The following is a 3,611-nucleotide window of genomic DNA, read 5'->3' on the forward strand; positions in this document are numbered from 1 at the left end:
GAGATCGTCGACAGCGTCAAGCGCGTGACCGACATCATGGGCGAGATCACGGCGGCCAGCCAGGAACAGAGCACCGGCATCGAGCAGGTGAACCAGGCGATTGCGCAAATGGACCAGGTGACGCAGCAGAACGCGGCGCTGGTGGAAGAGGCGGCCGCGGCAGCGCAGTCAATGCAGGAGCAGGCCGCGAGCCTGGTGGCGTCGGTCAGCGTGTTCAAGCTGGACAGCGACAACGCACCGCGCCCGCTCGTGCAGATGCAGGCCCGGGTGCAGCCGGCGCTGCCGCCGCGCAAGGCGGTGCCCGCGCTGAAGGCGCCCACCCGGCCGGCGGCGGCCCGCCGCGCCGCCGGCACCCGTTCCGCTCCAAGGCTCGCCGCGGCCCAGGCTGCCGCGCCGGGCGACTGGACCGAGTTCTGACACGCACCACAGGAAAAAGCAAAATGAAATGGTTCCTGGAGCTTCGTGTCGCCGCCAAGCTGGTTCTGAGCTTTCTCGTGGTCGCGGCGGTGGGCGCCGCGGTTGGCGGGCTCGGCATCTTCCACATGGGGCGCATCAACGCCTCGACTGAAGACCTCTACAGCCATGACCTGCGCGCGATCAAGGCCGTGCAGGCGGCCAACATCCAGCTGCTCGACGCGAGCCGCGCCCAGATGGGCCTGCTGTCGGCCGGCACCAAGGGCGAGCGCAACACCGGCTTCACGGAACTGAAGAACGCCGTGAGGGCGCTCGAATCGAACGTGGCCGAGGTCAAGCCCCTGCTCGAGGAGACGCCCGAAGGCCGCGAACTCAGCGAGCAGTACCAGCGCCTGATGCCGCCGCTGCGAAAGCACCTGGCCGATTTTGCCGACCTCATCGCCAAGCAGTCGCTGGACAGCTCGCAGTTCGAAGGCAGCGTGCCGCAGGAGAGCGAGCATCTGCTCAAGGAGTCGCGCGCGCTGGAGAAAGTGCTCCAGCGCATGGTGGCCTACAGCGACCAGCAGGCCAAGGACGGCATGGAGGACGCCGCACGCACCTTCAAGACCTCGCGCCTGCTGATGGTGCTGATGGCGCTGGCCGGCATCGCCATCAGCGTGGGGCTCGGCGTGGTGGTGGCGCGGTTGCTGGGGCGGCAACTGGGCGGCGAGCCCGGCTACGCCGCCGACGTGGTCGGCCGCATCGCGAACGGCGACCTGAGCGAAAGCGTGCAGGCCCGCTCGGCCCGCGCCGGCAGTCTCTTGTTCTCGATCAAGCGCATGCAGGACCAGCTGACCGAGGTCGTGGTGCGGATCAAGAGTTCCAGCGATGCGATCGCGACCGCCTCGGGAGAGATTGCCGCGGGCAACCAGGACTTGTCTTCACGCACAGAGGAACAGGCCAGTTCGCTCGAGCAGACTGCGGCGTCGATGGAAGAGCTGACCTCCACGGTCAAGCAGAACGCGGACAACGCGCGGCAGGCGAACCAGCTGGCCTTGTCTGCCTCCGAGGTGGCCGTCAAGGGCGGCAACGTGGTGGGCCAGGTGGTCGACACCATGGCCTCGATCAATGCGTCATCCAAGAAGATCGTCGACATCATCGGCGTGATCGACGGCATCGCGTTCCAGACCAACATCCTCGCGCTCAATGCCGCGGTGGAAGCGGCACGTGCCGGTGAGCAGGGAAGAGGCTTCGCAGTCGTCGCTTCCGAAGTGCGCAACCTGGCCCAGCGCTCAGGCGCAGCGGCAAAAGAAATCAAGGGCCTGATCGACGACTCCGTCGGCAAGGTCGACATGGGCAGTGCGCTGGTCGGCGAAGCCGGCAAGACCATGGCCGAGATCGTGGGCAGCGTGAAGCGCGTGACCGACATCATCGGAGAGATCACGGCCGCGAGCCAGGAGCAGAGCACGGGCATCGAGCAGGTGAACCAGGCCATTGCCCAGATGGACCAGGTGACGCAGCAGAACGCCGCGCTGGTCGAAGAAGCCGCCGCTGCGGCGCAGTCGATGCAGGAGCAGGCCGCGAGCCTGGTGGAAGCCGTCAGCGTGTTCAGGCTCGAGGGCGCGGCCCCAACCCTGCATGCGCAAGCACCGCGCACGCCCGAGGCGCCGGCCCGGCCGCTCGCGAAGCCGCGCAAGAAGGAAGCCATGGCCTCCGCTCCGCCGCTGACCCTGGCCGGCGGCGCCGCGGGTGCCGCAGGTGCCACGGGCGATTGGACCGAGTTCTAGACACCCACAGGAGAGAACTCTGATGAAAGCCGCAGCCACGGACCCGTCCCAGCCAACGCGCCCCTTCGTCTCGCTGGCGCGCACGCTCACCGTCAGGGCCGCCCTTGCCATTCTTCTGGTGACGGGGCTGCTGCTCGCGGCGTTCTATGCGATCGGCTCCGCGCAGCAGCAGCGCAGCGCCGCGCAATACGCCAATGCCAAGGCCGAAGCGATTGCGCGGTCGCTCGACATCTTCGACCGCACCATGCAGCTGACCGCGGAGAACGCCTACGGCGTCTTCCGGCGCCAGTTCTCGGCCACCTTCGCTGTCGAAGATGCGGCCCAAGGCATCGTGAGCAGCTACGGAACGCAGATCAATGGCGCGAGCACGAGCGAGGTGGATGCCTTCGCGCGGGATTTTCCCGGCGCCAACGCCACGGTGTTCGTGGCGCAGGGCGAAGACTTCCGCCGCATCACGACCTCAGTCAAGAAGGAGAACGGCGAGCGCGCCATCGGAACGCTGCTCGACCGCAAGAGCGCAGCGTATCCGGTGCTGCGCTCGGGCAAGAAATTCATCGGCCGCGTCATGCTGTTCGGGCGCCCCTTCATGACGGTCTACGAGCCGGTGCGCGACGCGGCGGACCATGTGGTCGCCGTGCTCTACATCGGCCTGGACATCTCGCAGCAGCAGGCCTCGTTCGGCGAAGCGGTGGGCCAGAGCCGGATCTTCGACACTGGCGGGCTCTACATCGTCAACCCGGGCGCAGACCCTGCCGCTGCCACGCTCGTGTTCCATCCGTCTGCGGCCGGCAAGAAGCTGTCCGAGGTTGTGCAGGGCGCGGATGCGGCCGGTTGGCTCGCCCGCCTGAAGGGCGAGGACGCCGCGTGGATCGAGGATGCGCCCGCGGTGCTGCAGTCGGCGCAGCCGGGGCAGCGCTATGCGTCCGTGAGCAGGAGCGATGCGACCGGCTGGCTGGTGGTGGCGGAGATGCCCGCCTCGGAAGTGATGGCCGATCTCTACCGCGAGATGCGCCTGCTCGGCGGCGTCATTGCGCTGGCCGCGCTGCTGCTGGGCACGGGGCTGATCGTCTTCATCCGGCGCATGGTGCGGCCGCTTCGCGTACTGAGCGAGCATGTGCAGGCCATCGGCCAAGGGGACCTGTCGCGGCCGCTGTCGTCCGACCGCCGCGACGAGATCGGCGTCATCACGCGGGCCGTCGAGTCGATGCGCGGCGGCCTCGCCAAGGTGGTGGGCGGCGTGCGCCAGGGCACCGATGCGATCGCCACGGCTTCGGGCGAGATCGCCGCGGGCAACCAGGACCTTTCGTCGCGCACCGAGGAGCAGGCCAGCTCGCTGGAGCAGACCGCGGCCTCGATGGAAGAGCTGACCTCCACGGTCAAGCAGAACGCGGACAACGCGCGGCAGGCGAATCAGCTCGCGCTCTCGGCCTC

Annotated in this window: 3 protein-coding genes; all 3 read left to right on the forward strand. The window is 68.2% G+C overall.

Annotated elements, in window-relative coordinates; all coding sequences use genetic code 11:
* Nucleotides 1-417 (forward strand): methyl-accepting chemotaxis protein (locus AC1DMS_RS31575; RefSeq protein ID WP_478182129.1); only part of this gene is annotated, 417 nt, incomplete at its 5' end.
* Between the two features lie 23 nt (nt 418-440).
* A complete protein-coding gene (locus AC1DMS_RS31580; RefSeq protein ID WP_478182130.1) occupies nt 441-2,180 on the forward strand; it encodes a methyl-accepting chemotaxis protein in 1,740 nt (579 codons plus the stop codon).
* Between the two features lie 22 nt (nt 2,181-2,202).
* Nucleotides 2,203-3,611, forward strand: a 1,409-nt coding sequence (locus AC1DMS_RS31585; RefSeq protein WP_478182131.1) for a Cache 3/Cache 2 fusion domain-containing protein, incomplete at its 3' end; no start/stop codon positions are given.

This window comes from Variovorax sp. 05T418 (assembly GCF_056396385.1).

Bases quoted from the DNA above. Each gene is read 5' to 3' on its own strand.
- AC1DMS_RS31580 (WP_478182130.1), top strand. From the start codon at position 441: ATGAAATGGTTCCTGGAGCTTCGTGTCGCCGCCAAGCTGGTTCTGAGC.